Source organism: Oceanobacillus sp. FSL W7-1309 (assembly GCF_038002145.1).
Classification (GTDB): Bacteria; Bacillota; Bacilli; order Bacillales; family Amphibacillaceae; genus Oceanobacillus; species Oceanobacillus profundus.
Genome location: NZ_JBBOBX010000002.1, coordinates 335,993 through 361,084, shown reverse-complemented (window position 1 = coordinate 361,084; position 25,092 = coordinate 335,993). Strand labels below are relative to the sequence as shown.

General features: G+C 37.5%; 25 protein-coding genes. 3 read left to right on the top strand and 22 right to left on the bottom strand.

All coding sequences use genetic code 11. The features are described from left to right. Positions 1 to 6 precede the first annotated feature (6 nt). The 11 genes from murD to NST46_RS14395 form a co-directional block, all read right to left on the bottom strand. On the bottom strand, positions 7 to 1,356 hold the full coding sequence (murD, locus tag NST46_RS14445) for a UDP-N-acetylmuramoyl-L-alanine--D-glutamate ligase (protein WP_341137403.1): 1,350 nt from the start codon (positions 1,354 to 1,356) through the stop codon (positions 7 to 9). After that, on the bottom strand, positions 1,356 to 2,339 hold the full coding sequence (mraY, locus tag NST46_RS14440; protein WP_095308499.1) for a phospho-N-acetylmuramoyl-pentapeptide-transferase: 984 nt from the start codon (positions 2,337 to 2,339) through the stop codon (positions 1,356 to 1,358). The genes murD and mraY overlap by 1 nt, the downstream gene beginning before the upstream one ends. Positions 2,340 to 2,448: 109 nt before the next feature. Continuing rightward, positions 2,449 to 3,819, bottom strand: coding sequence for a UDP-N-acetylmuramoyl-tripeptide--D-alanyl-D-alanine ligase (locus NST46_RS14435; protein WP_251658677.1), 1,371 nt, complete (start codon positions 3,817 to 3,819; stop codon positions 2,449 to 2,451). Beyond that, the gene (locus NST46_RS14430) at positions 3,819 to 5,294 is read right to left on the bottom strand and encodes a UDP-N-acetylmuramoyl-L-alanyl-D-glutamate--2,6-diaminopimelate ligase (protein WP_341137402.1); all 1,476 of its coding nucleotides are present in this window, start codon (positions 5,292 to 5,294) and stop codon (positions 3,819 to 3,821) included. The genes NST46_RS14435 and NST46_RS14430 overlap by 1 nt, the downstream gene beginning before the upstream one ends. 152 nt (positions 5,295 to 5,446) lie before the next feature. Continuing rightward, positions 5,447 to 7,381, bottom strand: coding sequence for a stage V sporulation protein D (locus NST46_RS14425; protein ID WP_251658673.1), 1,935 nt, complete (start codon positions 7,379 to 7,381; stop codon positions 5,447 to 5,449). 101 nt (positions 7,382 to 7,482) lie between these two features. Then, positions 7,483 to 9,732, bottom strand: coding sequence for a penicillin-binding protein (locus NST46_RS14420; RefSeq protein ID WP_251658671.1), 2,250 nt, complete (start codon positions 9,730 to 9,732; stop codon positions 7,483 to 7,485). Between the two features lie 16 nt (positions 9,733 to 9,748). Then, complete coding sequence (gene ftsL, locus NST46_RS14415; protein WP_095308493.1) at positions 9,749 to 10,129, bottom strand: cell division protein FtsL; 381 nt, start codon at positions 10,127 to 10,129, stop codon at positions 9,749 to 9,751. Beyond that, positions 10,129 to 11,106 carry a 16S rRNA (cytosine(1402)-N(4))-methyltransferase RsmH gene (gene rsmH, locus NST46_RS14410; RefSeq protein ID WP_340002007.1) on the bottom strand — a complete coding sequence of 326 codons (978 nt, stop codon included), beginning with the start codon at positions 11,104 to 11,106 and terminating at the stop codon, positions 10,129 to 10,131. Before rsmH ends, ftsL begins: the two co-directional genes overlap by 1 nt. A gap of 110 nt (positions 11,107 to 11,216) precedes the next feature. Then, complete coding sequence (gene mraZ, locus NST46_RS14405) at positions 11,217 to 11,648, bottom strand: division/cell wall cluster transcriptional repressor MraZ (protein ID WP_095308491.1); 432 nt, start codon at positions 11,646 to 11,648, stop codon at positions 11,217 to 11,219. 210 nt (positions 11,649 to 11,858) lie between these two features. After that, a complete protein-coding gene (gene bshC / locus NST46_RS14400) occupies positions 11,859 to 13,478 on the bottom strand; it encodes a bacillithiol biosynthesis cysteine-adding enzyme BshC (protein ID WP_095308490.1) in 1,620 nt (539 codons plus the stop codon). 93 nt (positions 13,479 to 13,571) lie between these two features. Next, entirely contained in the window at positions 13,572 to 13,952 is a 381-nt protein-coding gene (locus NST46_RS14395) for a DUF3397 domain-containing protein (RefSeq protein ID WP_118888967.1), read from the bottom strand. Between the two features lie 281 nt (positions 13,953 to 14,233). On the opposite strand from NST46_RS14395, the gene NST46_RS14390 reads away from it, so the two are divergent. Continuing rightward, positions 14,234 to 14,719: an N-acetyltransferase gene (locus NST46_RS14390; RefSeq protein ID WP_095308487.1), complete on the top strand. Its 486-nt coding sequence runs from the start codon at positions 14,234 to 14,236 to the stop codon at positions 14,717 to 14,719. 100 nt (positions 14,720 to 14,819) lie between these two features. Here NST46_RS14390 and NST46_RS14385 read toward each other — a convergent pair whose 3' ends face one another. From NST46_RS14385 to NST46_RS14375, 3 genes are all read right to left on the bottom strand, one after another. Continuing rightward, positions 14,820 to 15,305, bottom strand: a complete 486-nt coding sequence (locus NST46_RS14385) for an RsfA family transcriptional regulator (protein WP_095308486.1) — start codon at positions 15,303 to 15,305, stop codon at positions 14,820 to 14,822. A gap of 404 nt (positions 15,306 to 15,709) precedes the next feature. Further along, positions 15,710 to 15,883 carry a 50S ribosomal protein L32 gene (rpmF, locus tag NST46_RS14380; RefSeq protein WP_095308485.1) on the bottom strand — a complete coding sequence of 58 codons (174 nt, stop codon included), beginning with the start codon at positions 15,881 to 15,883 and terminating at the stop codon, positions 15,710 to 15,712. A gap of 44 nt (positions 15,884 to 15,927) precedes the next feature. Then, the gene (locus NST46_RS14375) at positions 15,928 to 16,467 is read right to left on the bottom strand and encodes a YceD family protein (protein WP_379600949.1); all 540 of its coding nucleotides are present in this window, start codon (positions 16,465 to 16,467) and stop codon (positions 15,928 to 15,930) included. Positions 16,468 to 16,641: 174 nt separating this feature from the next. On the opposite strand from NST46_RS14375, the gene NST46_RS14370 reads away from it, so the two are divergent. Beyond that, entirely contained in the window at positions 16,642 to 17,853 is a 1,212-nt protein-coding gene (locus NST46_RS14370) for a nucleotidyltransferase (RefSeq protein ID WP_095308483.1), read from the top strand. 112 nt (positions 17,854 to 17,965) lie between these two features. On the opposite strand, the gene NST46_RS14365 is transcribed toward NST46_RS14370, so the two are convergent. Continuing rightward, complete coding sequence (locus NST46_RS14365) at positions 17,966 to 18,985, bottom strand: SepM family pheromone-processing serine protease (protein ID WP_095308481.1); 1,020 nt, start codon at positions 18,983 to 18,985, stop codon at positions 17,966 to 17,968. A gap of 189 nt (positions 18,986 to 19,174) precedes the next feature. Here NST46_RS14365 and ylbJ point away from each other — a divergent pair, with 189 nt between their 5' ends. Beyond that, complete coding sequence (gene ylbJ / locus NST46_RS14360) at positions 19,175 to 20,386, top strand: sporulation integral membrane protein YlbJ (RefSeq protein ID WP_095308480.1); 1,212 nt, start codon at positions 19,175 to 19,177, stop codon at positions 20,384 to 20,386. Between the two features lie 66 nt (positions 20,387 to 20,452). On the opposite strand, the gene coaD is transcribed toward ylbJ, so the two are convergent. The 7 genes from coaD to NST46_RS14325 form a co-directional block, all read right to left on the bottom strand. After that, positions 20,453 to 20,938 carry a pantetheine-phosphate adenylyltransferase gene (coaD, locus tag NST46_RS14355; RefSeq protein ID WP_095308479.1) on the bottom strand — a complete coding sequence of 162 codons (486 nt, stop codon included), beginning with the start codon at positions 20,936 to 20,938 and terminating at the stop codon, positions 20,453 to 20,455. Between the two features lie 199 nt (positions 20,939 to 21,137). After that, positions 21,138 to 21,689, bottom strand: coding sequence for a 16S rRNA (guanine(966)-N(2))-methyltransferase RsmD (rsmD, locus tag NST46_RS14350; protein WP_095308478.1), 552 nt, complete (start codon positions 21,687 to 21,689; stop codon positions 21,138 to 21,140). A 362-nt stretch (positions 21,690 to 22,051) separates the two neighbouring features. After that, entirely contained in the window at positions 22,052 to 22,327 is a 276-nt protein-coding gene (locus NST46_RS14345) for a YlbG family protein (RefSeq protein ID WP_095308477.1), read from the bottom strand. A gap of 98 nt (positions 22,328 to 22,425) precedes the next feature. Further along, on the bottom strand, positions 22,426 to 22,863 hold the full coding sequence (locus tag NST46_RS14340) for a YlbF family regulator (RefSeq protein ID WP_095308475.1): 438 nt from the start codon (positions 22,861 to 22,863) through the stop codon (positions 22,426 to 22,428). Between the two features lie 60 nt (positions 22,864 to 22,923). Continuing rightward, positions 22,924 to 23,157 (bottom strand): YlbE-like family protein, encoded by a 234-nt coding sequence (locus NST46_RS14335; RefSeq protein WP_095308474.1) that lies wholly within the window; start codon positions 23,155 to 23,157, stop codon positions 22,924 to 22,926. Positions 23,158 to 23,168: 11 nt separating this feature from the next. Beyond that, positions 23,169 to 23,558, bottom strand: a complete 390-nt coding sequence (gene ylbD, locus NST46_RS14330) for a spore coat protein YlbD (RefSeq protein ID WP_340002008.1) — start codon at positions 23,556 to 23,558, stop codon at positions 23,169 to 23,171. Positions 23,559 to 23,993: 435 nt separating this feature from the next. Next, complete coding sequence (locus NST46_RS14325; RefSeq protein ID WP_340002009.1) at positions 23,994 to 25,067, bottom strand: CAP domain-containing protein; 1,074 nt, start codon at positions 25,065 to 25,067, stop codon at positions 23,994 to 23,996. Positions 25,068 to 25,092 lie beyond the last annotated feature (25 nt).

The window sequence follows — 25,092 nt, the reverse complement described above, 5'->3', positions numbered from 1 at the left end:
TTGCCCCTACATTAGCTTATGCACGGCTTGTACAAACATGTCTCCTCTTTCTTCAAATGTTCGATATTGATCCCAGCTTGCACACGCTGGTGACAAAAGAATAACTTCATTTTCCTCTGAAATCGAATATGCTGCATGGACTGCATCTTCGACATTCTCAGATTCAATTACTTTTTCTATCCCAACTTCAGCGGCTAACTCTTTTAACTTGCTTGCAGTTTGGCCAAATACAACCATAGCTCTAACATGTTTCAGGTGTGGCTTCAAATCGGTAAATTCATTCCCCCGATCAAGTCCACCTGCTAAAAGAATCGTCGGTTGTTTAAATGAATCTAATGCTTTTTGAGTCGCCAAAATATTTGTTGCTTTTGAATCGTTGTAAAATAATCGTCCATTAATATTTTCAACAAATTGTAAACGATGCTCTACTCCGGAAAACGTCGTTAATACACGATAAATACCTTCATTTGTTGCTCCATTTAACTTTGCAGCAGCAATTGCAGCTAATATATTTTGCAAATTATGCTCTCCGACCAAAACAATTTCTTTCAATTCGATGATTTTTTCATTTTTAAAATAAACATACTTGTCATCGATCCATGCACCAGCTTCAAGCTTTTGGTGAACGGAAAAAGGAATGAGTTTTGCACGTGCGTCCTTTACTTCCTCTGCAATAGCTTTATCCTCAGCATTATAAATGAGGTAGTCATCCTTCGTCTGATTTCTAAAGATATTAAACTTTGCCTGCTTATAATTGGACAACGTTTTATGGTAATCCAAATGTGCTTCAAATATATTTAATAAGATTGCTGTTGTTGGTCTGAATTTTTCAGTCCCTTGTAGTTGAAAAGACGATAATTCAAGCACAAGAGCTTCATCATCTTGCATGGATTGCACTGCTTCTGTAGCAACAATCCCAATGTTACCAGCCACTCTAACTGGCCGTTCGCTTTTCTTAAGCATATCCGTTACCAAAGTAGTGGTTGTTGTTTTCCCATTCGAGCCTGTCACTCCAATTATTGGACCGTCAAATAAATAATAAGCTAATTCAATTTCCGTAATAATGGGAATATCTCGTCTTATTGCTTCTGCTACAATCGGATTATCATAGGATATACCTGGATTCTTAATAACAAGATCCATTCCATCTAAAATGGAAATAGGATGAGAGCCTATTATAACTTCAGCACCCATCGCTTTCAGTCGTATAACAGTCTCATCCTGCTCTGTTGCTTGCTTATCATGAACTCGAATAGTTTTATCATTTGCTAAAAGGGCTTCAGCTGCTGCTGTTCCACTTCTTGCAAGTCCTAAAACAACAATGTTAGAATAAGGGAATTCTGTTAATCTCTTCATTATAAGCCCACCTCAATATAAATGCCGAGTGCGGCAAATAAAAGTCCTACTAGCCAAAATGTCGTCACAACCCGCCATTCTGACCAGCCGAGCAGTTCATAATGGTGATGTAATGGACTCATTTTAAATACACGTTTTCCTGTTGTCTTAAATGAAATAACCTGAATAATTACAGAAAGTGTTTCGATAACAAAGACGCCACCAATAATTACTAACAGAATTTCCATTTTCAACAAAATAGAAATAGCTGCAATCGCTCCTCCAAGCGCGAGTGACCCTGTATCTCCCATAAACACCTTTGCTGGGTGTGCATTAAATACCAGAAATCCAAGTAATGCCCCAACCACAGCCAATGCAAAGATGGCTGGTTCGTTTTGACCAGTACCATACCAAGCAAGGATTGCAAATGCTCCAAACGCAATAGCAGCTGTACCAGCTAGCAGTCCATCTAAACCATCCGTTAAGTTTACAGCGTTAGAAGCACCGACAAGCATGAATATGATTAATAGTGCATAGCCCCAGCCTAGTTCCCACTGAATATCCGTTCCCGGTATTTGAACCGCTGTTGAAAATCCTTGACTACGTAAAATAAAGTAAAATACAAGTGCAATAACAATTTGCCCAAGTAACTTTTGCAATGATGTTAAACCAAGATTTCGTTTCATCGCTACTTTTATAAAGTCGTCGAGAAACCCGAGTAACCCATATCCAAAGATAACAAAAACGAGTAGCCATAATTCATAACCAATTCCAGATTCATCTACTCTTGCAGCCATTATAATTGACGTAATAATAACACTAAATATAATCATGATACCGCCCATTGTAGGGGTACCCGTTTTTTTCAAATGTGATTTTGGTCCTTCTTCTCTAATGCTTTGCCCAAACTTTAATCTTCTTAAAAATGGAATCAATATTGGAGATAAAAGAACGGTAATGAGAAATGCAATCGCTAATGTGATTAATAAAACAGTTAAATTCACTTTCTTTCCTCCTCATACATAACCGTCCAAATAGATTGGATGAATCAATACGTTTCATTTATTTTTTAGGTTGTACTTTTAGTAAAATTTTATCTTGCCTTGTAGTAATCTAATTCTCATCAGTAGTAATAGCTTCGATCATTTCTTCAAATTTTAACCCTCGTGATGCTTTAAATAATATTAGTGAATGTTTTGTTAAATAGGGGTTAAGTGCCTGAACTAAATCTTCCTTCGATGCAAAATGAGTATATTTTAGATTAAGGCTCTTCGCTTGAACTGCTGCTTGAATCCATTCAGCATGGACTCCATATGTAAAGAGCACAGTGATAGGTGCTTCAATTACTTCGGCAACCGACTCATGAAATTCTCTTGCACGATCTCCTAGCTCAAGAATATCACCGAGCACTAACACCTTCTCCTCAAATCCGTTCATTTGTTTCACTACTTCAATAGCTGCCTTCATTGAAGTTGCGGATGCATTATAAGCATCATTGATGATGGATACATCATTTATGCCTTTTAGTAGTTCAAACCGCATTCCAGTTAGCTCAAGGTTTTGCAAAGCTTGCTTGCTTTTTTCTGCATGAATGTTTAAAAGCTTGCCTATAGCAAGCGCAAATACAGCATTTTTTGTATGGTGCTTGCCAAAAAGTGGAACTTGATAAGTCATGCCATCGGAAAGCGTGAATTCTGTTCCCGTTGTATGTATCTTAACCTCTGAAATTTCATAATCATTTTCTGCACCAAAGCCACACGCAATTTTTTTCTGGTTTATGTGTTTCTCACGGAGCAACGGTTCATCACCATCGATAATTAGTACTCCATCTTCATCCAAACCATTAACAATCTCCAGCTTCGCTTTAGCAATACCTTCACGTGATCCCAAGAATTCTATATGTGACTCACCGATATTTGTAATTATTGCAACATCTGGTCTAGCTATACGTGTTAATAAATCAATTTCCTGGAAGTTACTCATACCCATTTCTACAATTAATGCTTCGGTATTTCGATCCATTGATAAAATTGTTAATGGTAATCCAATATGATTGTTGAAATTTCCTTTCGTAGCATGAGTTCGATAAGTCGTTTTTACAACAGCGGAAGTCAGATCCTTCGTCGTTGTTTTACCATTAGAGCCTGTTATTCCGATTACAATCGGATCAATCTCAGTCCTGTAAGCAGACGCTAAATCCTGAAGTGCACTCAGGGTGTCTTTTACAAAGTAAATTGGGAGGTTTGGCAGGATGTCATCTGGCAAATGCTTGCTTTCATCCCAAATAATAGCACAGGCACCATTGTCAATTGCTTGTTTGACAAATTCATGTCCATCAAAGTTCTCTCCAACAAGCGGAACAAATAATAGACCTTCCCCCTTTGCTCTGCTATCTGTCGTTACTTGTTTTATAGTTATATTGTCTTGTATTCCCCCTTGATTAGTGGGGAATTGTTTAGCTAACCAATTTGTAGTAAATAACATCAATATTTCTCCTTATTGCGAATTGCTTTTCTCGCTACTTCTCGATCATCAAAATCATATTTCGTATGTCCAATGATTTGATATGTTTCATGTCCTTTTCCTGCGATAAGTATTATATCCTCTGAAGTAGCTTGCTCGATAGCCTGAGAAATCGCTGCTTTCCGATCAACGATTACGTCATAACTACTACTTTCCTCTAACTCAGCTGTCATATCATCTAAAATCGACTGTGGGTCTTCTGTTCTTGGATTATCAGATGTAAAAAATGCATGATCTGCATATTTTACTGCAATTGATGCCATTAGCGGACGTTTCGTACGATCTCGATCTCCACCACATCCAACGACCACATATACATTATTCTTCGCAAATTCCCTTGCAGTTTGCAACACATTTTCTAACGAATCAGGTGTATGCGCATAATCAACAATAACTGCATAACGCTGACCTTCTACAACTGGCTCAAAACGACCATTTACACCTTCTAGCTGCTCAAGTGCCGTTTTAATAGTCGTTAATGATACATTAGCAGCTATTGCCGCTGTACTTGCAGCTAGCATATTATACACATTAAACATACCAATTAAACGACTTGAGATTTCAATATCTCCAACCGGTGAGGTTAACGTAAAGGATGTTCCTGCAGCGTCAAGCTGAATTCCGTTAGCCATAACAGTAGCTTTATTATTACAACCGTAAGTCATTACATGCTGCGCAGTACTGCGTTTTAATAAATCACTTGCCGCATCATCGGAATTTAAAATAGCAAATTTCCGTTTCTTTTCATCATAGTTATTTCCTAACTGCGAAAACAATAAGCTTTTAGCTCGAAGATAATCTTGTAAATCGGAATGATAATCTAAGTGATCTTGGGATAAATTGGTGAATACGGCAATATCATAATCACACCCGTATACTCTCCCCATATCCAATGCGTGGGAAGAAACTTCCATAATAGCCTGATCTACATTTTCTCCAAGCATCTTGTGGAATGTTCGTTGCAGGCTTAGAGCATCTGGAGTTGTATTCGAGATCGAATATGATTCCTCTCCAATTTTCAGCTGAATCGTTCCAATAACGCCAGTTTTTTTCATCTGTTGTTTAAAAATCTCTTCCAACAAATACGTAACTGTAGTTTTACCATTCGTACCAGTAACTCCGATTAATGGCAGTTTTGATGTTGGGTAATTAAAGAACTTACCTGCGAGCATGGATAACGCCCGATTTGTATCGTCTACCAAAATAACTGGAACAGGAGCTTCAACAAGTTTTTCAACAATTAGCGCAACGGCTCCTTGTTTTACTGCATCGTCTATAAAATCATGACCATCAACTGTGAATCCAGGAATACAAACAAAAACACTTCCTTGTTTTACTTCTCGTGAGTCCATTTCAATACCATCGACTTTTATTTCATCAATCATCGATGTTGTTTTATAAAAAGGTAACACATGTAGTAATTCATCTAAATTCATAGCAAACACCCTATCTATTTTATATCCAACATATGTATTCTACATAATTGTATTTTTTAAGAGGGTGCTCTCCACCCTCTTTTATATAGTTGTCTTAATTTAGAAGCATTTACTGATTTTTACTTCCCTTATTATAGCAAATTTCCGTCCAATTAACGATGTTTTTCATCAGATAAATAAATTCTGACGGTAGATCCTGGTTCCAGTTTTGTACCTGGTTTTGGAGACTGGTCCGCAATATATTCACCTTCTCCATTAGTCTCAATCGTCAAATCAAGTAAATATTCGGCCAGCTCCTGTTTCGTTTGTCCTATCATATCTGGAACTTCGACTTTTGGCTGTTCCGGCCATAGATAGTCTTTTTCCAAACCGTCATCTCTTGGCTTAACTTCCATTGCTCTTAAACTGTCCCCGATGATTGTACCTACAATCGGCGCAGCGACGACACCACCAAACTGGATGGTGTTTTTCGGATTATCTACTGCTACATAGACAACAATCTCCGGATCATCCGCTGGCGCAAACCCAATAAACGAAACAATGTAATTATTTTCTAAATAGCCACCATTTGGACCAACCTTTTGCGCCGTTCCTGTTTTTCCACCAACACGATAACCATCTACATATGCAGGCCGGCCTGTTCCTTGTGCAACTACACTTTCTAGTGCACTGCGAACTTCATCAGAAGTACCGCTTGAAATCACACGCTGTTTCATATTCGGCTCTACCTTTTCAACGGTTTCACCTGTGACCGGATCTATCCATTCTTCCGCTATATATGGTTCATATAGATAGCCACCATTAATCGCAGCAGCAACTGCCATCACCTGCTGGATCGGTGTAACAGAAACCCCTTGCCCGAATGAAGTAGTGGCTAATTCGACAGGACCTACATTTTCAGGATTAAAGAGTATCCCATTGCCTTCTCCTTGTAAGTCTATTCCCGTTTTCTTTCCAAATCCAAACGCATCAATATACGAAAACAATTTTTCTGTTCCTAGGAGTTGGCCGAGATTTACGAATCCCGGGTTACATGAATTTTGAACAACTTCTAAATAGCTTTGATGTCCATGTCCTCCACTTTTCCAGCAGCGGATTTTTGCGCCACCTACCGTTATATGCCCAGTATCATGATATGTGTCTTCTTCAAGGTCAACCACTTTTTCCTCTAATGCTGCAGCAAGTGTTATTATTTTAAAAGTCGAACCAGGCTCATACGTACTCCAAATCGGTAAATTCCTACCAAATATCGATGCATCTACATCCTGATAATTTTCCGGATGGAAATTTGGACGGGTTGTCATGCCGAGAACACCGCCGGTTTTCGGATTAACAGCTATTGCCAATGCTCCATCTGGATTATATTTTAAAACAGCTGCATCTAGTTCTCGCTCCATAATAGCTTGTACCTTGGAATTAATTGTTGTCTTTAAATTCAAGCCATCTGTTGGAGGTTTATAAACATCCGCTAAATTATCCAGCCTTCGTCCTTTCGCATCCGAATAGAAAGAGAGGCTTCCAGGCTCGCCAGCAAGTTTATCTTCATACGACAACTCCAGTCCCATTAGTCCTTGATTATCAATCCCTGTAAAACCGAGAACATGAGATAAGTCATCTCCATATGGATAATGTCGTTTTGAATCCTTTGCCAAGTATATACCTTTCATATTCAATTCCCGTATTGCTGTTTCTTGTTCTTCCGAAATTTTAATTCCTTCCGGTCGAAAGCTTACACTCGATTCATTTTTCGTTAAATTTTCTAAAACCTTTTCCTCTGGCATGCCCAATATTTTTGCTAACTTTCCTGCAGCATCTTCTGGTTCCTCTACTTGTCGCGGAATCGCGATTACCGAAGGCGCAGTAACATTCTCAGCTAAAATATCTCCTTCTGCATCCAATATGTAGCCACGTTCTGCTTGAAAACTAATATCCCGCGTCCAAAGGTCGTGTGCTTGTCCGGTTAATCGTTCACCCATAACAAATTGCACATACCCTAATCGAATAATAATAATCGCCAATAGAAGAAGTCCCAAAAGAAAAACAGTGACGATTCGTTTTTTTACTGTAACAGTGGATACACGTTTCATTCTCCATCCCCTTTTCCCAGGCTGGTTTGTAATCACTATATGAGTAAAAAAAACTGAATAGAACACTGTTTAACTACATAACTGTTATTCGAAGACTAAATTTACTCTTCTTGAGACGTGGACTCGTCTGATATTCCCTCCGTACCCTCTTCATTATTATTTGTTTCTTCATCTTTCTCCTCATTTGGAGGTAATAATTCAATTCCTAAGTAATCATTCTTTTTAAGCGGAGTTCCTTTAGGTATGTTCTGAGTCACTACATATCCATTACCAAATGTCTCTGTCTTTAATTGCATTAATTCAGCTAATTTCATTACATCTCTTAGAGACCATCCGGTAATATCGGGCATCACAGGTTCATCTGTAACTAGAATAACACGCTCACTTGGAAATACCGTTTCTCCTTCCTCAACACTTGCAGAAACAATGGATTCTCCGTCCCCTACCAGGGAGACTTCTAACCCTTTATCTTTCAGTTCCGCAACTATTTCTGAAGAATTCCCGCCAACTACTTTAGGAACGGTTAATTGTTGGACGACATCTTTTTCTTCGTTACTTGGATCGATATTTAAATAGTGCAAGCTATTTTCCATTACATTTTTAAAAATAAACGAAACTGGAGCAGACCTAGCTTCCGTTGGTTCTAACTCAGGCTGCTGTACAGAAACATACATCATTAGCTGCGGATCCTCAATTGGAGCCATACCAAGAAATGAAAAGACGTAGTTTTCTCTTCCTGTTAAATAACCAGGTCCATCAGGGTTCGGTATTTCAGCTGTACCACTTTTTCCGCCAACTGTATAATCATCTAGCTGATATGATTTCCCGGTACCATTTTCCCCATTAACGACCGAATCTAGTAATTCTAGCACTTGCTGTGAAGTTCCTTCTGATATTGGCTCACCAACCACTCTTGGTTCCTTCTGTTCTATCGTTTCACCAGTTGATGAGTCAACAATTTTATCGATGACATAAGGCTGAAGCATCTTTCCGCCGTTTGCAATTGCTGTCGCTGCCTTCATTTGCTGGATTGGTGTTGTTGTACTTCCTTGACCAAAAGCAGTTGTAATTTTTTCCAATGGCCAATTGTACAAAATCTGTCCACTTACCTCTCCCGGCAAATCAATACCTGTTTCTTCGTCAAAATCAAAAGCGTGTAAATACTCTAAAAATGTATCAGCACCTAGTTTTTCCCATGCAAGCTTTGCAGCTGCAACATTGGAAGAACGTTGGAAGCCTTCATCGTAGGAAATCGGTCCCCAGCCTTTCCCACCATTGTGGTCATTAATCTTGTTAATCTTTTCATTTGGCTGATAGCTTCCTGATTTAAACTTTTCTGCACCATTATAAACCCCTTCTTCAATCGCTGCTGCCCAAGTAAACATTTTAATCGTAGAGCCAGGTTCAAATGGAGTGGAAATAACATCGTTATACCAGTTCTCAACATTTGTTGGATTGTTAGGATCATAGCTTGGGCGACTACTCATCGCTAACACCTTTCCTGTTTTCGGATCCATAACAATAGCAGTCATTTTCTTAGGATTGTATTGCTCATCAACCTGAGATAATGCTTCTTCCATTAAAGTTTGAATTTTTTGGTCGATTGTTAAATAAACATCATCGCCGTCCTCAGGTAGGTGAATGATTTCCTTGGGATCCAATAACTTTTTATTGTATCTATCCCGCTGATAAGAAATATAACCTTGTTTTCCACCAAGAAGTTCATTCATTTCATTTTCCATACCAGCTATCCCAACAATTTCATCTCGTATTCCTTCTTCTGTTTCAACCTCAGTTTCCCGAGCAAAGCCAATGATATGAGATGCAAACATTCCATTAGGGTAGTACCTTAAGGCTTCCTCTTCAAATTGAATACCTGGAATATTTAATTCTTCAATCTCATCTTTTTTCTTTTGCGGAATCTCTTTACCGATTTTACCAAACTCTACTTGGAATCTATTATTCTCAAGCCCTCTTTTCAAAGGATCTAGTATATCACTTACCTCTACATCTAAAAGAGGCGCCAATATTTCTGCAGTTTTTTGTGGATCTTCTACATGCAGGGGCGCCTCTGACTTTTCAGAATACGTTTCATCAATAATTGCATACATTCGATAAGTTGGTCTATCGTACGCAAGTACCATTCCATTGTTATCGTAAATCTTTCCTCTTTCAGCACTTAGTGTAAAGGATGAGGTCCGTTTTTGTTCGGCCCATTCCTCCAATGAAACACCATTTATTTCGCCTGTTGCCTGGATGTATATAAACCGTCCAGTTAGAATTAAGAAAACAGCGACAAAGATAATGATGAATACTCCCGCCATCAAATGCGTTGTCTTGTTTTTATTCATATGTCAAGCCCCTTGCTTAGTTGTTAAACGTCTGCGCTTGCTTTACTTCCGCATTTTGGATTTTCAATCCATTTTTGTCTGCAATCTCGATAATTCGTTCCGGTCTTGACAATTCCTTCACTTCAAACATGAGACCATCATTTGTTACCTGTTGCGTATTAACGGTTTGTTCAAGCTGCTGAAGTTCCCTATTTATTGTATCAGTTGTCGAAGAAAATGACACCATATAAATACCGGAAATGACGAGACACGCCCCAATAAAGGAGTATATAACTTTCTCACCTTTAGTTATCCATCCATTATTTTTTACTTTAACAGAAACTTTCTTTTCTTTTTCTGTGTTTGGAGTATACTGTGGATTGATTTGCTGCCAATTACGGGCTCCGTTAGCACTCATTATTTCTTCCACCCTTCTTCATAAGTAAATTCATTTCTCCATTCAGTTACTTTCTCAACAACACGTAATTTTGCCGAACGCGATCTTCGATTTTCATCTAATTCATAATCCCCTGGCATAACTGGTTTTCTTGTAATTAATTTAAATGGCGCTTGATGTTCTGCTGGAATTATTGGTAAATTCCTTGGTGTATCCTTTTCCGTGCTCCATTTCTTAAATGCTTGTTTACAAAGTCTATCTTCAAGCGAATGGAAAGTAATAACCGCAATTCTGCCTTCTACACCCACCATTTTTGCAGCTTGGTGCAGTGCATCATTAAATGCCGCCAATTCATCATTTACTGCGATACGCAACGCTTGGAAAATCCGCTTTGCAGGATGTCCACCTTTACGTCTTGCTGCTGCGGGGATACCTTCTTTAATAATTTCTACCAATTGATGAGTTGTTCTTATTTCCTCTTTCTCACGGTAGGCCTCAATTTTCCTTGCAATTTGTTTTGAAAATTTCTCTTCTCCGTAATTGAAAAAAATAGAGACCAACTGACTATAAGACCACGTATTAACAATTTCATAAGCTGTCAGCTCTTCTGTCTGATTCATACGCATATCCAGCTCGGCATCGAGATGATAGCTGAATCCTCTTTCCCCTCTATCTAGCTGGGGTGAGGAAACACCAAGGTCAAATAAAATTCCATCTACATACGTTATTTGTCTGTTTGTCAGTTCCTTTTCCAATCCTCGAAAATTGGAATGAACAAACAATATTCTATCCTCATATGCTTTCAACCTTGATTTCGCAGCTTCTAAGGCATCAAGATCCTGGTCAAATGCAATTAGTAATCCATCTTCACTCAGTCTCTTGGCGATTTCTAGCGAGTGACCACCACCACCTACCGTACAATCTACATATGTACCGTTCGGATTAATCGCCAATCCCTTTATCGTTTCTTCTCTTAAAACACTATAATGTTCAAACATACTTACACCCACTTTATTGATTTACGACTAATGTCCAGCCGCTCTGTGAAAAAGCTTTTCCAAGAAGATTACGTCCAGCTCCAGCGCCCTGCGCCTAAGCTTTCGTATTATTAAAGATCAAAATCCATTAGATTTTCGGCAATCTCTCCAAAGGATTCCTCAGAATCTGTAACATATTCTTCCCAGCTGTCACTTGCCCAGAACTCTACACGGTTTGATACGCCGATAACGTTACAATCTTTTTCCAGGTTTGCATACTTGCGAAGCGTTGGAGGAATATTTATTCTTCCCTGCTTATCCACTTCACATTCAACAGCTCCGGAAAAGAAAAAACGAGTAAACGCTCTGGCATCCTTTTTAGTAAGTGGGAGTTTCTTTAATTTTTCTTCCAAAATTTTCCATTCTTCCATAGGGTATGCGAATAGACACTTATCCAATCCGCGCGTCACCACGAAGCTAGCTCCGAGATTTTCACGAAACTTGGAAGGGACAATAATTCTACCTTTTGTATCAATGCTATGTAGGTATTCGCCCATGAACATCTAGTCCGCCCCACTTTCATATTTTTTATATTACCACATCCCTCCACTATCCTCCACTTTATTTAATAAAAAATATCTACCTCTTATTAAAATAGGTCTTTTTTACCAGATAATAACAATAAGAAAAAGCTGTCATATCAACGTTTGACAGCTTCTTCTTATTGTTTTATAAAATGGTGGGGGATAGTGGTGAAAGTTTCCCTAAAACAATTAAATATAAATAATATAATGACCTTTCTCAAAATCATAAGGTCGATATGTTAGCTCTGAAATAAACTCTATCCCATAGGTATTGATCCATGGCAACGGATTCCAAACCCGTTCCTGTAATCCCCCCTGCGGGTGTAACGTCCTTTCTATTTCATCAAAGGTTCGTAATTCTTTTTCATACTTTTCTTCTAAAACTTTCACGATCCGTTCTGTTAAAAAGTCAATATCGCGATATAGATATTCTAAGTTCTTTTCACTCAAATCGCCAATATCAGCTCGAATACTCTTAGCTAATTTCCTTAGCGGCTGATGCGCTGTCTCAATAACTTCCTTCATTTGAATGGATAAATCTTCAACTGGAGGATTACTTTTTGATTGCAGCCATTTTTCCTTTGTAACGCGAACACCTTTATTGATAGCATCAGCTATATCAATATCAAATTTTTCCAATGCTTTCTTCACTTTGTCTTCAACAATAGTGAACGAAAGTCTAGGAACAACTGGCGGCATTTTGATATTCAAAGCATGAAATGCAGGTTGTAATGCAGCCCAATAACCAATTTCACCTGGTCCGCCAACAAATGCTAATGTTGGAAATAGTAACTCCTGCATCAATGGGCGGGTTACCACATTATTACTTAACCGTTCTGGGTAGTTTTCAGCAATAGAAATTAATTCATTTGTTTGAAAACACACTTCATTCTGTTTTCCAACCCATTCCCCTTCATCATTTCTAAAAAGGAGTATTCGTTCCTGATCTTTATGGTAAAACAAATGGCCGACCGCCTCACTTAGCTCTAAAGATATAGCATATCCATCTTTAGCAAGTCGTTCAGAAGCATTAAACACCTCCAAACTGATCTCCTCCTGATGCCTTATCATTTTCTTGAAATGTTCTGTTTCCAGCTGTCTTGTCTTAGCACTGCCAGAATCAACAACGACAAGTCCATCTTCATTAAATAGATGAAAAATCACTCGAGCAAAAAAGTCTGTATAGGTGTCTGATAACTCAATAGCTTCATGAATAGTAGCATAAATTCGTTTCGTAAACTTGGTCTCTTTCAACTGCTCAAACAATTCATCTACCCATTCAACGAGAGCGGATCGATTAATGGATATATTCGATACAGAGCGTTTATCCATTAAACGATGACGGATTTTATATTTTTTCATATTGTTGGCATCAGGTAAATAAACATGATTAATTTCTTCAAAATCATGATCTTCCCCAGCAATCCAGAAAACAGGAATTACCGGAATCCCTAACTTTTCCTCCTGCTGCCCGGCGAGTTGGATAATAGAGACAATCTTATTTATTGTGTACATTGGTCCTGTTAAGAGGCCCGCCTGTTGTCCTCCTATCACCACAACACTATCCGTTTCTTTTAACCTTTCAATATTATTCAAAGTTGACGCTGGTGCGCCCCACTCCTTATTCATCGTAAATAATACATCCGTTAACTGTTTCCGCTCAAAAGTACGTTCATGTAGATCTCTGACTCGCTGATAGTAATTATCATGAGGTAGATAATCAAAGAAATCCATAATAGTACCTGCATTATTACGGTAATCCGTTATCAGCTGACTTTGAGTCTTCAGTTGTATAGGGTTGATTCGCATGGATTCCGTTCTCCTTCTATATATCATTATGTACAAATTGTATTGTACATAAAAACTGCATCCATTTCACCTAATCTGTTTATACTTCATCATTTAACCTATTAACCGCTGGATGACCCCGATAAATGTTAGTAATATGTACATTGTAAAATACAACAAGAAAGCCAATCGCCATATGATCTTTATCGCCTTCCGAAAAACTATCTCAGTCTGGCTTTTCCATTGGAATATAATTACACTCCCAAGAGCAATCAAAAATAAAACAACCATCCAGCCAGCAAAGCTGCTTCCAACAATTAGTTTTAGCATAATCGAGACTGCGATAATATAAAAACAAGTTGTCCAATTAACAGCTTGATGCAAGGCTCGCAATTTGTTTCCATGTTTTTTTATGGAAATTATATAAATGAGTATAGTTGCAACAAGTGGAATTGTAATAAAAAACGCAATACTATAAATGAAATAATCAAGCATGTGCTTTTGTTTTCTCCTTTTCTATTATCCTTCAATTATTTTAAATACCATCCCAATAAACTTATTTTTTATTGTAACAGATAAGCATACAAGATGGATTAAAATTTCTAGTTATTTTGTGATTATACATTCATAGGTTTACAATTTATTTAAAAATTATCATTTTTGTATTATACTGTATTTATACAGACACTTGACTCACATGAGGTAAACGCTTCCGCAATGTTCCAGGTAGGAACATTGGGAAAATAGGTACTAACTTTAGATAGGGGAGAAAGCTAATGGATCATTTAAAAGTCGAAAATCTTTTAGTCAATTATAAGACACTCGAAAAATTTAAGCGATTTAAAGAATATGGAAATCAAGAATTAACGATGATGGAAGACTTACAAAATAACATCATTGAAAACGATAGTAAGTCTCCATTTTTTGGAATTTACTATGGTGATAATCTAATTGCAAGAATGAGTTTATACGAGGTTAATAAAAAATACGATTATTACTTTTCACCACAACAGGACTATTTAACAATATGGAAGCTTGAAGTTCTACCAGATTACCAAGGTAGAGGGATTGGAAAATTAATGGTTGATTTTGCAAAAGAGTCTAAACTACCGATCAAAACAAGTCCACGGATAAATTCCCATGGTTTCTGGGAAAAGATGGGATTTGTAAAAGCCCATTATGAAATGGAAAGAGATTTAGGAGAAAACCCACTAATCTGGCTTCCTGAAGGTGTTCAAGAAAAGGAAATCAACCCCAATTAATGAAAAGCAAGACCTGAATGGATCGGCTCCATTCAGGTTTTTTTTACTATTTATGAAAGTATAATTAGATCATGGTTTCACTTTCTACATTCATCTTGAATTAATTTTGCTTACTTTCTCTTACCCAAGTCCATAGCTTATTCATTTCCTGCCATGCGTTATCATAACGTGATAATTGATTTTTCAGCTTTTCGTTTTCTTTTTCTATATCCTTTAATTTTTGTTGATACGTTTTGTCTAATTCCGCTTTCTCAGCATCTTCAAAATTAGTTTTCATTTTCTCGAGTAAAAGTATAGCAGACTCTATCGTATATCGTTCTGCAGATTCATTATGATTAGCACTAGGCGTCCCTTTCCTTAACCCGCTTTTTCGTTCTTCTTTAGCCAACTGAATGGCATTTTGATATTGTTTGCGAATAGTAGCATTCCAGCGGAATCCACATGCTGCTGATGTACGAGAAAGCTGGGCTGCAACCTCTTTAAATGCTTCGAGCTGCGTTCTACCTTCTCGAATAAAGCGTAATACTGTTTCAGCAAGGATAATATCCTCATCCTTTGTCCATGCATCCTGCCTTGTATCGTTCATAACACCCCTCCTAACACGTTTGCTATCAATGTATGCAAAAAATAGGGGTACTAGAATAGGATTCTTGTTTCAAACTGAAAATTTTTCACAGCAAGCACATTCCATCAGAACAACTCCTGCTAAAAATTGTAGTCTTTTTTTATACAATAATATAAATTACGAACTAACTTCTGTTTGTTAAGTTCGAGCAGCTCCCGCCGTCCAGGATCGTTCCGAGCTGTTTAGAGTAACGATAGTATTTCAATCATCTATGTTAGTTATAGGTAGTAAGCCAGTATTAACGAAGAATATATCAGGAGCGGATATACGCTCTAACCAAAATTGCGCATTATGTCGCATATTCCTTCAAAAAAAGAAAAAACAGACCACTTAAAAATGTGATCTGTTTTTTATACATCCTGATATTAGTTGCTCACTACTTCTTTTCCATCATAGTGACCACAAGATTTACAAACATGGTGTGGTTTTGTTAATTCACCACAATTAGAACATTCTACCATGCCAGGTACGTGTAATTTTTTATGAGTACGACGTTGATTTTTAACTTTTTTAGACGTTCTTTGTTTAGGTACTGCCATGACTTACACCTCCTTCAAATGAAAGTAAAACTTGAATGTAATTCTTATTTTTCTTTCTTATTATTTTTAAGCAAAGACTCCAATTTTTTCAAACGGGGATCTATTGTCTTTTCTGTTTTCACTTCTGAAACAAATTCCCAACCATTTCCTTTAGAAGGAGCACCTTCTTCTGGATTTGCTTCTTCGGAAAATACTCGATATGGAACTTCCAATAAAATATTTTCCTTGATAATCGGAGTTAAGTCAAGCACTTCTCCATCTATAAGATGAATATCATGTTCTTCTTCATCGCTGCCATCATAAGAAGAAGTTGAAAACACTTCATTTGCTTTAACTGTAAATGGATATGGTACATCAACCAAGGTTCTAGCGCATGGTAATACCATTTCCCCTTCAATCAGAAAAGAGAAAAAGAATTGATTTCCATGAATGTCTGCTTTCCCATGGACACGAACATCATTGATTTTACGTATATCATTGTTCATTGTTTGTAGTTCATGGACATTCACAAGTTCATCAAACTCAAATGGCTTATCGACAGCATTTTTTCTGATTTGACTTAATGTAAATTTCAATATTATCACCTCTAGGCAACAAGAGTTATTTTAAAAGAAAAATGAGCTTTTGTCAACATTTTTTCTTTACACATATATGTATTCTTCCCGTTAGCAATTTTACTAATCATTATAGCATGGAAGATGCGCGAATGACTATCTTTTGTTACAATATATACCATTAAGCCCATGGGAGTTGAGGAAATGAATGCATGTGGTCTAATCGTAGAATACAATCCATTCCATAATGGTCATGTCTATCATTTGGAGGAAGCTAAAAAAACAACAGCTGCTGACTGTGTAGTTGCCGTGATGAGCGGATCGTTTTTGCAGCGGGGTGAGCCTGCGATAATTGATAAGTTCCACCGTACAAAAGCAGCACTAAATACTGGCATCGATGTTGTGCTCGAACTCCCTTATGTTTACGCTGTACAGCATAGTGATATTTTTGCCGCCGGGGCTGTTAAAACACTCTATGAATTCGGTGTAAACAGTGTTTGTTTCGGAAGTGAATCCGGCTCAATAAATAGCTTTTTATCAAGCTACCATACATTTAAAGCGAAATCATCAATTTTTAATCATACACTAAAATATTATTTAGATGCAGGAAACTCTTTTCCAGAAGCTAGTACATATGCTTATAAAGAGATTGGGCTGACAGATTCGAGTATGGATTTATCAAAACCAAATAATATTCTCGGGTATAGCTATGTAAAAGCAATTATGGAAAACAAGCTACCAATTGAGCCATTAACCATTAAGAGGAAAGCAAATGCATTTCATGATGAAAACATAACTGGCACGATTGCTAGTGCAACAAGCATTCGAAAAGAGCTAATGAAACAACATACATTGACATCTAAGATTACCGATAGCCTTCCAGGGGAAACAGTCAATCAGCTTCAGCAATATGTACTTACGGCTTCTCATTGGCATGATTGGGAGAAATACTTCCCGCTATTACACTATCGAGTAATGACCATGTCGAAAGAAGAGCTCGCAACTATACAAGGTGTTGATGAGGGGATTGAAAATAGAATTAAAGCTACAGCTAAGATAGCTAGTTCCTTTCAAAATTGGGTGGAAGCTATTAAAACGAAGCGTTATACATGGACGAGAATTCAACGAATGTTTGTGCATATTTTAACGAATACAAAAAAAACTGAGATTGAGATGATCTCACAAGACTCCTCCGTACCGTATGTTCGTGTAATCGGGTTAACCAATAATGGGAGGAATTATTTAAATCAACAAAAGAAGCAAATGAATGTTCCAATCGTGTCAAGCATAGGTAGAAATCAACATAATATATTATCTATCGAAGAGAAAGTAAGTAATACCTATTACAGCATTCTGCCACCCAAAAGCAGACAAAAGCTGTTTAAACAGGAGCTGCAAGCACCTATCATACTTTAATGAAAATACAATCAGCGGTAATGAAACAAAAATAGATCTTTTGCAAGATCTATTTTTGTTTAGCTATTCTTAAAATCATTCTCAGTTTACTTCGATTTGTTTCATAACCAGGTTATTCTTTCATTTCCTCTAAAAAACGTAATGCATCTTCAAAAGTATCGACAGGGATAACTTGCATATCAGTTCCGATTTCTTCTGCTGTTTTCTTTGCAATTTCATAATTAGAGTTCGCTGCTCCATTTTCATTCGGTGCAAAGAAGATATCGATTCCCTCTTTATCTGCAGCGACTATTTTCTTATCAATCCCACCAATCCGGAGTACATTACCATCATAATCGATTTCTCCAGTACCAGCGATTTCATGCCCTTTTGTAATATCTTCTTCTGTTAATTGGTCATAAATCTCCAGCGTGAACATTAATCCTGCACTCGGTCCACCAATATTTCCACTTGTAAACTGAATATCGCGGTCAACTGTTACATCGCGATCCGTAACAAGACTAATTCCAATTCCCACTCGATTGTCTAAGTCACTGAATTCCTCAAGCATGATCTCAGCCTCCATCGCCTCTTCCTCACGAACAAATTCGATTAGAACAGTATCTCCAGATTTTTTATCATCTACATACTGAATTAAGTCTGCTGATTCGCGAACTTCCTGACCGTCAATTCCAATAATACGGTCACCTGTTTCAAGCTTTCCTTCTGCTGGCATACCATCAACAACGGAAACAACATAGACACCTTGATAATCGATTGTTATTTCTTCACCAGCAGCTTCATAGGCTACTACTGTTGCAGCCTCCTGCGAGCTCTCCATTACCTGCAGCTGAGCATGCATATAATCATCTTGTGAAATTCCCTCAGGAAAAACTTGATCCAATGGTAAAATATCATGATACGAGAATATTTTTGCCAGTACATACTGAATCGGTGTTGCTTGGAGGCCACTTACCGTCACAAGGTGCATGTCTCCTTCACTCTCAAAACCATCCGCAACCTCGACAATAGGATTCAACGCATTCGCTCCACCGGGTTTTTGAATATAGTATGGTAATTGATATGTACCAAGAAAGTAAACAAGAGCAATTATGATAATAAAAAATAATATATTTCTTTTTGTCATTCTCATTGCAGCTTAAAGCCCCTTTCTTCCTTCCAAACATTTCTTTAACATGTCTATGGAATATTTATCTGATGTATGAGCGTATATTGTATAGACCCGTACTTTTCCAACGATGTTTTAGTACAAGCTAGAATAATTCTACTACTAACGAAATAAGTTGTACAGAGCTAGGTTCATTTCGTAGGAGGCTTTCGATTGGGACAATTACTTAAAACCTTTATCTATTCAAGTTTTTCAATTTTTTTGACTATTGCTTTAATCCGCTTTCCTGATCAATCATTGGAAGCAGGCATTCGTGGATTAAATATGTGGTGGGAAGTAGTATTTCCTTCCCTGCTACCATTTTTTATTACAGCTGAATTATTGCTAGCATTTGGGGTTGTAAAGTTTTTTGGAATATTATTTGAACCAATTATGCGTCCCTTATTCAACGTTCCTGGTTCTGGAAGCTTTGGCTGGATGATGGGTATGGCAAGCGGCTATCCTACAGGGGCGAAGATAACAGCACGTTTACGTGAAGAGAAGCAATTGTCGAAAATTGAAGCGGAACGACTCGTTTCATTCACTAATAATTCCAGCCCACTATTTATTTTCGGTGCAATTTCCGCTGGTTTTTTCCATGATTTAAAGCTAGGAGCACTTTTAGCAGTATGTCATTATACAAGTAATGCAATGGTTGGAATTTGCATGCGTTTCTATGGAAGAAAGGAAGAAGCAACAGATCGCAAAAAAACGAGCAAACAGAAAGTTTCCCTAATAAAAGCTTTTCGGGAAATGCACGAATCACGTGTAAAAGCGAATAAACCGCTTGGTGAGATTCTTGGCGATGCTGTATTGAATTCCATTAAAACATTGGTCATGGTTGGGGGATTCATCATTCTTTTTTCAGTACTAATAAAACTGTTATTTTTAGTTGGTATTTCATCTGCTATCGCCACAATTTGGGAGCAGCTTTTAATAATCATCGATTTCCCTACGGACTTGGCACTTCCAATTTTTTCAGGTTTATTTGAAATTACTATTGGAGCAAATATGATCTCCCAAACGATGACAGACACCCTTTTACAGCAAGCAATAATTATTAGCTTTATTCTCGGTTTTAACGGGCTTTCGATTCATGCACAAGTAGCTAGTATCCTCGCAAAAACAGATATTCGCTATCTTCCATATTTTTTTGCAAGAATTTTACATGGTTGTTTTGCCGTTATATTAACGATCATTCTCTACAAACCGCTATATTTAGACAGGCAGACAATTGATTTGAATGAAATACCCGTTTCACATCTCGACTTAACAGAAAATATTTGGGTGATAATTCTTTATTATCTGAAAGATGTGGGACCTGTTGTTACCATTGTATGTCTAGCACTATCTGTGTTTATTCTCTATCGGAGAAGTTTCAAATAATGCTTCATGAATATAAAAACCAGCTCCTAAAAAGCAGATGCTTACGGAGCTGGTTTTTCTCTTTTTTTAAATATGATTATATTTTTCCTTCAGTGCTTGCTCTACAAATTCAGGTACTAGTCCGCTAATATTCCCATTATACTTAGCTATTTCCTTTACCATGCTTGAGCTAAGGAAAGAGTACTGATTATTCGTCATCATGAAGAATGTTTCAATATTTTCATTTAGCTTCCTATTCATGGATGTAATTTGCATTTCATATTCAAAATCACTCACGGCACGAAGCCCGCGGATAACAGCATGTGCATTTTTCTCCTGCGCGTAATCCATTAGCAGATGGTCTGAAGCATCTACGGTGACATTTGGAATGTCCTTGATGGATTCCTTTAATAAATGAATTCTTTCTTCTACCGTGAAGAGTGGTGATTTAGCTTGATTATTAAATACAGCTACAATAACTTGATCAAATACCTTCGCTCCTCGGCTAATAATATCCAAATGTCCATTTGTAATCGGATCAAAGGTGCCTGGACAAATTGCTAACTTTCCCATCGATAACTTCCTTCCTATTTCGATTTATAAAGTGGATTAATTCTTAGATTTCCTTTTCTCCAAGGAATGCTAGTACCACAAGGATATGAACCAAGATCCTGAACATAATCAGGAAAGTATGAGATGTTGGCATCAATAGGTATATGAAACAAGATCCCTCTCGATACTCAGATTTCCGGGATAGGTTACTACAGCCCATTTATGTGCGATAAATTGTTATTCCAATCGTGCCTCCATAATTTTCTTGCTTCACCAAACTTAAACCCGTCTGTTCATTTGGGAGTTTCTCTGTTGGATCATGTTCACAATAAATTGTACCACCAGTATTAAGTAAGTCCAGCTCCATCATTTCGTCTATAAGTTTTACATAATCCACTTTTCCATACGGTGGATCCATTAAAATAAGATCAAATTTTAACTCTCTTTTAGCTGCTGCTTTAATTGCACGATGTGCATCTGCTCGAAATACTTCAGCATATTGATCCAATTTCAATGTTTGGATATTTTCTTGAATCGTATGTATTGCCTTTGGATGCTTATCAACAAATATACCATAATCCATTCCACGGCTTAGCGCTTCAATTCCGAGCGATCCACTACCTGCAAACAAATCAAGTACCCTCCCACCCTCGAAAAAAGGACCTATCATTTGAAATACAGCTTCTTTCACTTTATCCGTTGTTGGTCGCGTTGATTTGCCTGGAACCGCTTTTAATTGCCTGCCTTTAAAATCACCTGCAATAACTCGCATGAATTCACCTCAATTTGATGCTATTCGACATATATCCTACCATAAAATAAAACATTAGAAAACAATGATCTCATAAGTGGTCAAGTTCATCTGATGATAATAAATGTATATAATTAATTTCATGGTACATACTAGCATTATGAACAACTAGTTATTAGCTTGGTTGTTTCAAACGGAGTAGACTTACACTTCCCCATAAGTTCTTGCTCCGGTTTCTCCTCTCCCTTTGCCTTTTTGTTTTTCAGGACGAAAAACAAAGGGACCTGCAGAAATATCTTCTGCAGGTTTTTCTTTTTATATTACGTTGGCTTCAAAACATCAAAAAAGCCTTGCTAGGAAATAATTATTCCAAGAAGGCTTATTTAGATTCCCATCTTATAATCATATTGTTTTGCTTTGTCCGGTTTCGCATTTTCATAATCTGTACGGACAAATGGTTTATACGATCTTTCTATCTTTGAAACAAATGGTTGCTTTAATATTTTCGCTTCTACTTTTTCCATCTCATCCTGGTTAATATAAATTACAGCATATTTTAATCGTTTGGAAGCATATACCAAATTCCCATATCGCTTTAGTTGCTTAATATTCTTCATATGCTGAAACCAGACAACAATACCTTGTCTATTTGTCCTCACTCGAAAACCCCACTATCCGCTTAGTTCTGAATTTGATCATTTATGCTATATTTTTGTCCGCCCTTAGGGGTTAATAACCTAAGGACGAACATAATTGGCTAAGAAGCACACCCACATGCTCCACCACTGCCACAACCACAGCCACTATCTGTAAGTGCAGCACCATCTTTTGGAGCTTTAATTTGCTTGCTAACACTCTCAGCAACATACTGGCTAATTTCATCCAATAAGATCTGGAGATTCCGCTCAGCCATTTTAAATGCTGCTACTTTATCATGCATATCCATTTCTCTTTTTACAACACGGATATTTTTCATGATATCATAGTAATCTGGGTGATAGCGACCAAACCGCTGGACATCCTCGTATTGGTCCTTCATATCTAAAAAAGCCTTTATCAGCTTTTGAGCATCCTCATCCTCATGAAGTGCAGCACGGGTTTGCTTATAGGCTTCCATCGTATCAGACGCCATAACCATTTTGCCAAGTTGCTCAGAACGGTCAAGTATATCCACATATTCCAATGTAGCTATCATTATTACACCCCCACTACTATATAGTATCATTTAATTGGACAGTTGAAAATAAAATAGATTCTAATCTTTCATTGCTTTTGCAACTTCAGTCAACATACTAATCATTTGTATACGATCATTTAGTGTACTTATTTGCTGTGGCAGTGTCTTACCATAGAAAATTTTAGCTTCCTTTTCCATCTCTTTTATTCTTTCTGGTTCCCTTGATAAATAACGGTACCATACTGGATTATATCGCACAAAGGTCGCTAACTTTGGATTTGCTTTTAAATACTGGATACTTTGTTGATCCATTAAAAGTCACCTCAGTCTTGGACCCATTTAAATGAATCCTTTTCGGGCTGATTATTTTTCTGTGTCTTTTTAAATTGCGAAACCATTTCTTGGATAGCTGTAACTGCTTTACTTAACTGCTCAACTTGACCTTGCATTTTATTCACATCCAAATTAGATGTATATTTCATTAGCTGACTGACGAGCTCCGTATTTTTTACACTTTCCTTTTCTTCGTTCACATTTTCTTCATGCTTATCCACTTTATATTTATCCCAATACGAATCATCTTCCCCTAACAATGCCCACTTTTCATAATACTCCTGCCACGATCTGCCACTTTTTCTAATTTCCTTTATTAGGGCTGGATGCGAATTGATAAAGCTTTTAAAAGAAACTACCGACGGATGTAAATCTTCCATGTGATCACCCCTTGCAAAATAAATAGTCATTTGTACTAACTAATTTATGCACAGGTCACTCATATGTGAAAATGTAAAACAAAAACTGTACGGATTATATATAAACTGCGAACTAACTTACTAGCTGTTTTCTTCAAGTTCGTGCAATAATCGCCATCCGGGATCGCTCCGGGCGGATGCTTTCCGTGGGCACGGCTTCAGCCTCTTCGGAAGAAAATCACTTCCGATGAGTCTTCAGACACGTGCTGTTCCCACTGGAGTCACCGCCCTACGCTCACCCGACTGGTTAGAGCAACGTTTCTGTTTCGATATACTATACTAGTAGTCAGCGAGCGGGTATACGCACAACCCATAATTGCACATTACTCCGCAGTTTCTTTCAACTATTATATATGTTGATTTCTTGTTCATGTTGACAGGTTATAAAAGCTGTAATTATAATGGTTTACCGAGAAAATTCTGCGTGTAATAAAGCCGATGCACACCGACACCGATGTGGGTATAATCATTGCTTAACAAAGCTTCACGGTGCCCTTCGCTATTTAACCACCCTTCCATCGCCGCTGGTGCATCTGGATATTGAGCAGCAATATTTTCTCCAGCTGCAGTATAAAAAACTTCTCCTGCTTCTAACCGTTCTTTTAGTCCATCCCCATTTAAACTATAATGTGAAAAATAATTATTTTCTTCCATGTCTTTACTATGAAGAAATGCTACATTGCTTACACTTTCTTCCCAATCTAACTTATCCTTGCCATGCCGATGCCTTATTATATTGGTAATATCATAAATTTGTTGCTCCATTCCCTTTTCAATCTCTTCCCATTCATCTTCCGTAAAGATCGGATCGTCTGGGAGCTTCCCTCTATACTCAATTTCATATGGACGTTGCTTTAATATTGTATCTGCAGTTAAAACTCGAAGTGATGATAGCTTATCAGTGAATGTATCAAAGTAAAGCTGAATAAATGTGTTATCATTTAATTTTACAAGTGGTCTTACTTGTATATCCTCCTTCGAAATTCTAAATTTATAAGATGATACTCCATTATTATATGAAACTTCTTCCGAAAAGCTGAACTCCTGGTCAACCTCCCCATACGGTTGCCCAATATAAACAGGATTTATATCCAACCCTTCTCCTGTCGCAAAAATGGTTTTAACTACATTATCTTCTACTCCAAATTGTACATACTGGTTCGTCGAATTCGTATAAACCCACCATTCGTAATCATAGGCACTTTTATCAATCCGAACTGGGACGCCAAAGCTCCCTTCAAGCGCTTCACTCGTTTGACCTATCCATTGAAATATATTTCCCTCTAATGGGACGACTGATGTGTCTTCTTCACTCGGAGAAACTTTTGTATCTAATACATGTCGCTTCCCTTTAACAATTTTTGTGACTTGTTGAACCACTTCTTCCGGTGAAGTTTCCGTTCTATCCAAAAAATAAAAAACAGCGATTCCAAGCAACGTTAAAAAAAATAAGCTTTGAATTATTCGCATTGGTGACTCCCCCTTTCTTTATTAG